This window comes from Myxococcus sp. CA039A (genome assembly GCF_013336645.1).
In the GTDB taxonomy this organism is placed as follows: Bacteria; Myxococcota; Myxococcia; order Myxococcales; family Myxococcaceae; genus Myxococcus; species Myxococcus llanfairpwllgwyngyllgogerychwyrndrobwllllantysiliogogogochensis.
On the sequence record NZ_JABUMQ010000541.1, the window covers coordinates 1 to 4,039 of the forward strand.

A 4,039-nucleotide genomic window follows, 5' to 3' on the forward strand; every position below is an offset into this window, starting at 1 on the left:
GTCACCCCGAACGCTGGAGCCGCGACACTCGCAACTGGACGCCAGCAGGCCCCGTCCGTCTCGGCCCCTCTCCGAACCTCACCCCGGCCGTGCAGGAGTTGAAGCGCATCGGCTGAACCCTCTCACGTGACATCTACCTTGACGCTCACCGTCCCCGTCAAATCGGGGTCAGTGGTGGGTGGTGGGGACGACGGAGGAGAGATTCACCAACGCGTCCCGCTTCACCCCCTGCTTGATGAAGTCCTGCACGGAGCGGGCGAGCGTGGCGGCCAGCAAGCCGAGGAGGGGCAGGTGCGCGCCCCCCTCGCAGGTGGCCTGGCCCGCGGTGTCCTCCGCGTCCGGGACGAAGCGCTCGTCCCAGCGGACCAGACCGAACGTCCCGTCCGCGCTCACCGCGCCGTGCACCAGGGGCTTGCCTGCCCCCCGGGCGAAGTCGCTGAGGAGCTGGCGACTGTCCTGGTTGTCGAAGCAGTCCACCAGCAGGTCCGCGCCACCACACAACGCCGCCACGTTGTCGCGGGTGACGCGCACGCCGAAGGACTCCGTCTTCACGCCGTGCAGGTTGAGGAGCTGGAGCTTGAGGGCCTCGGCCTTGTTCTTTCCCACGGAGGGCTTCACGTGGGCCTGGGCGAGCAGGTTCTTGGACTCCACGCGGTCGAAGTCGACGAAGACCAGGGTGGCCTCCAGGTTGCGGCACAGGAGGGCCGCCTGGGAGCCGATGGCGCCCACGCCGCAGAAGAGGATGCGCATGGCGGCTCCTCAGCGGGCCCCGAAGGGCACCTTGGGGCGCAGGTAGATGCGCTCGTCGCCGCGCGCACCCCGGAACCTGTCCACGACGAAGTGTTGGAACGCGTCGTCGCGCAGGTGGGCCAGATGGAGGCCCGGCACTCCGCCCGCGCGAATCAGCTCCGCGGCGATGCGGCGCACGTCGGAGTCCGACACCGGCCGGTCCAGCTCCACCGGCACATCCGCGGACATGCCGTCATAGGTGATGTTCAGGGTCGCCATGGTCGTCTCGCGCCTCCTCGCGCGTGCCAGGGGCCGCGAAAAGGGCGGCCGGCCGGGCACCTCGCGGGACGGAGGCGCGCCGGGCGTCCTGACTCGGGACAGGCGCTGCGTGAAAAGACGAGGGCCGGGCTCCGTCGTGATGACGGAGTCCGGCCCTCGGGGGCCGCGAGGGGGAGGGGTCCTCGCGGCCGGACGCTTACTTCGAGGTTTCGCCGCTCACGGGTGACGGCGTCGTCGCGGGCTCCGTGCTCACGGTAGGCAGCACCGGCACGGCGCCGATGAAGCCCGAATAGGCCATGCGGTTGGGCGTGCACTCACCGGGGCTGCGCACCTTGTCGAGCGTGGCGTTGTCGAACAGCGCGCTGGCGACGGTATCGGGCGTGGCATTGGGGTTCAGCTCCAGCCAGAGCGCGGCCACCCCCGTCACGTGGGGCGCGGACATGGAGGTGCCGCTCATCTCGCGCGACTCCCTGTCGCCGTAGTGCCAGGCGGAGGTGATTATGTTGCCGGGGGCGAAGACGTCCACGCAGTCGCCGTAGTTGGAGAAGGACGTGCGCTTGTCGCTGGTGTCGGTGGCGGCGACGGTGATGGCCTCCGCCGTCCGCGCCGGGGAGTGCTTGCAGGCATCGCCGGACTCATTGCCCGCGGCGAGCACGTAGGTGACGCCCGAGGCAATGGAGCGGCGGACCGCTTCGTCGATGGCCGGGTCCGAGTCCCCGCCCAGGCTCATGTTCGCCACGGCCGGGGCCTGGTGGTTCTTCGTCACCCAGTCAATGCCCGCGATGACCTGGGCCGTGGAGCCCGAGCCGTTGCACGCGAGCACCCGGACGGAGTGCACGGTGGCGTTCTTGGCCAGCCCATACGTGCTGCCCGCCGCCGTTCCCGCCACGTGAGTGCCATGGCCATGACAATCATTGCCCTTCATGCTGTCGCCAATGGCATCGAACCCGACAGACGCCCTGCCACCGAACTCACGGTGCGAGAACCGCACGCCGGTGTCGAGGATGTACACGTGCACCCCCAGCCCCGTGGCGTTGTACATGTAGAGCTTGTCCAGCGGCAGCGTGCGCTGGTCCACGCGGTCGATGCCCCAGGTGGGGCTCGGCTGGCTCTCCCGGATGGACAGCACCCCGTTCTCCTGGACGTAGGCGACCGAGGGGTCCTCGGCGAGGGCGCGCGCCTGGTCCTCGCTCATCCGGCTGGCGAAGCCGCGCAGCGCGTGCTCGTACACCGCGAAAGCGGTGCCGCCGTACTTCTGCGTGAGGTTCAGAGTGGCCTGGGTGACGGCGAGCGCCTGCAGTCCCGGCTCGGGCGCCTTGAGCACCACCACGTACTCACCCGGCACGTTCTTGCGGACCGTGAGGAACTTCTCCGTCGGTGGCGCGAGGAGCGCGGCGGTGGCCGACGGGTCCTTGCATGCCGGCCGGCTGCTCGAGCAGGCGCCCAGCAGCGCCAGTCCACCCATGGCCAGGGTCAGCTTCGTCATCCGTCGATTCATGTCTCATCCCCTGCAATGGGTTACGCGGAATGATACGGATGGACTTTAAATTCGGCTTAATCCTGATTTAGCCCTCTGGGATGAGACAGCGGTTCGTCATTGAACGTCCTGGGTGTTCGCCGACATGCGGGCGCATTGCCTACCAGGGACGAGCGTTGGCTCCCCACCAATACAGCGCCGTCTCCAGCGGGTGTTTGTGTGGCTTTTCGAGCATGGGTCGGATGCCCATTTCTCGCGCGGTATTGAGCAGGTCCTGGTGCCAGGCGCGGTGTTCCGGGGAGAGGCGGGTGGCGGCGATGGCCAGGGCGCTGGCGCCCACGGAGTAGCCGCCGTGCAGGAGCGGTCCGCTCGCGGCGTCCTCGCGGCCCTTCACGCCCCGGGGCCATTCCCGGCAGGCGGCGAAGGGGAGCAGGTCTCCTCCGGGACGGTCGCAGTAGCCCTTCACCAGGGTGGTGGTGAAGGTGGACGCGGCGGGGTGTGAGCCCATGGCAAGGAAGGCGCCCGTCCACGCCAGCGTGGTGCCGCGCGGCGTGGACTCGACGAGCTTCCCCTTGGCGTTCACCCGGGTGGGAAACCCCGAGGGCAGGGCGGCGAGCTCCACCAGTCGGGCCGTGAGCCGCTCGCCCATGGCGAGAGACGCGGCGTTGCCGCGCAGTCGCCCATGCAGCAACAGGCCCGCGGCGGCGGGGGCGCTGTCACAAGGCCAGATGGACTTGCCGAACGAGGGCAGCAGGAGCTGCCGCGAGAGTGCCTCCACGAGCTTTTCGGCCAGGGCGTCGAAGAGTGCCGTCGATGCTGGGTCGGCCAGCCCCGCGCGCTCGATTCCCGCGAGCATCAACAGCACATAACCTCGGTAGAGCACGCTGTGGGGCAGGAGGTGTTCCTCCACGCGTGCACTGCCGTCGGAAAGGAAGGGCCCACGTCCTTTCGTCAGGGCATCGTCGAGCAGGGCCTTCACGCGTCGAGGTGTCTCTGGCAGGGGGGCGCCATCCAGCGACAGCTGGACGAGGATGAAGGACAGGTGCGCGGCACACAGGAGCTGGGCCTCGGAGAAGCGGCGGTTCGCATCGCCCAACAGCTTGGGCTCGCAGCCGAGCCCGAGGATTCGCTGCTCGAGGACTTCGAGTGCCTGGACCGAGGGGACGTCCAGGTCAGTCGAGGAAGGCGTCGTCGTGGCCGGTGGCGCGGCGGCGGAGTTGATGGTGCCGGTGCTCCACATCAGCAGGACCAGCAGCGGAGACAGGGTGCGGATGAGGGCGCGAGGCATGGGCTTGGAAGGACATCACGCCCTCCAGGCCCGAGCCCCCGCGTGACGCTCAGTGGTCGCCAGCCAGGCGGGAGTGGTCGCTCCCGCCCGGTGGATGGAGCGTGCTCACGGTGTGTCGCGTTGGACCTTGAGGTCCTTGAATCGTCCCTCTCGCTCCAGTCGCCAGAGGTCCTCGTCGGTGACGAAGGGCTGGCCGAGCAGCTCCCGTGCCCGCTTCACCTTCGCCAGCAGCAGCGGGTCCGTCACCGGGGTGCTGTTCTCCCGGG

General features: G+C 69.2%; 4 protein-coding genes. All 4 read right to left on the reverse strand.

What is annotated here, in order from left to right; all coding sequences use genetic code 11:
* Window positions 1-168: 168 nt before the first annotated feature.
* The 4 genes from HR086_RS45255 to HR086_RS45270 all read right to left on the reverse strand — a co-directional run bounded on the left by HR086_RS45255 (window position 169) and on the right by HR086_RS45270 (window position 3,773).
* Complete coding sequence (locus HR086_RS45255; protein WP_174462845.1) at window positions 169-750, reverse strand: ThiF family adenylyltransferase; 582 nt, start codon at window positions 748-750, stop codon at window positions 169-171.
* Between the two features lie 9 nt (window positions 751-759).
* Window positions 760-1,008, reverse strand: a complete 249-nt coding sequence (locus tag HR086_RS45260) for a hypothetical protein (protein WP_141642248.1) — start codon at window positions 1,006-1,008, stop codon at window positions 760-762.
* A 196-nt stretch (window positions 1,009-1,204) separates the two neighbouring features.
* Window positions 1,205-2,494: a S8 family peptidase gene (locus tag HR086_RS45265; RefSeq protein WP_254626745.1), complete on the reverse strand. Its 1,290-nt coding sequence runs from the start codon at window positions 2,492-2,494 to the stop codon at window positions 1,205-1,207.
* A 151-nt stretch (window positions 2,495-2,645) separates the two neighbouring features.
* Window positions 2,646-3,773: a hypothetical protein gene (locus tag HR086_RS45270; RefSeq protein WP_174468754.1), complete on the reverse strand. Its 1,128-nt coding sequence runs from the start codon at window positions 3,771-3,773 to the stop codon at window positions 2,646-2,648.
* Window positions 3,774-4,039 lie beyond the last annotated feature (266 nt).

Bases quoted from the DNA above. Each gene is read 5' to 3' on its own strand.
- HR086_RS45255 (WP_174462845.1), bottom strand. From the start codon at position 750: ATGCGCATCCTCTTCTGCGGCGTGGGCGCCATCGGCTCCCAGGCGGCC.
- HR086_RS45260 (WP_141642248.1), bottom strand. From the start codon at position 1,008: ATGGCGACCCTGAACATCACCTATGACGGCATGTCCGCGGATGTGCCG.
- HR086_RS45270 (WP_174468754.1), bottom strand. From the start codon at position 3,773: ATGCCTCGCGCCCTCATCCGCACCCTGTCTCCGCTGCTGGTCCTGCTG.
- HR086_RS45265 (WP_254626745.1), bottom strand. From the start codon at position 2,494: ATGACGAAGCTGACCCTGGCCATGGGTGGACTGGCGCTGCTGGGCGCC.